Source organism: Streptomyces dysideae, assembly GCF_001514305.1.
GTDB lineage: Bacteria > Actinomycetota > Actinomycetes > Streptomycetales > Streptomycetaceae > Streptomyces > Streptomyces dysideae.
In genome coordinates this window covers 1-564 of record NZ_KQ949220.1, presented here as the reverse complement: position 1 = coordinate 564, position 564 = coordinate 1, and the positions used below count along the sequence as shown (strand labels likewise).

Annotated in this window: 1 protein-coding gene; it reads left to right on the top strand. The window is 70.4% G+C overall.

What is annotated here, in order from left to right:
* Positions 1-297 precede the first annotated feature (297 nt).
* A partial coding sequence (locus AQJ91_RS48490) for an oxidoreductase (protein WP_456113470.1) occupies positions 298-564 on the top strand: 267 nt, incomplete at its 3' end.

Genomic DNA, 564 nt, shown 5'->3' with positions numbered 1-564 from the left:
CGGAGTCCCTTTGTGACCACAACAGCACGGCCGGTGCCGCACACGGCCGGTGCGTCGGGCGGCGTGGGCGAAGACCAACGCGCTCGGCGTCCTCCCCCTTACAAACAGCCGGGGCCCGGCACTGCCATGGCTGCGGTCAGGTACGCGGCAAGCCCTCCGCACCGTCGGCCGCCCCTCCGCGCAGTCCGCTTTCCACCGTGGAAGGTCACTGGGCCCAGCCGGCCGCCCCCGCGTACGCGCTACTCGCGGCAACCCGCCACCCCGCAGCTCTCTCACCCTTCATTTGAGGAAACAACCATGTTGAACGCCCTGTGGAACCCGATCGTCGCCGGCGAGATCCCCCTGCCGCACCGGCTGGCGATGGCACCCCTGACGCGCAGCCGGTCCACCCCCAACGGCATACCCACCGAGCTGAACGCCGAGTACTACGCCCAGCGCGCCTCGCACGCCCTCATCATCACCGAGGGCACCCAGCCCTCCGCCGATGGCCAGGGCTACCTGCTCACCCCGGGCATCTACTCCGAGGAGCACATCGCCGGCTGGCGCAAGGTCACCGACGCCGTA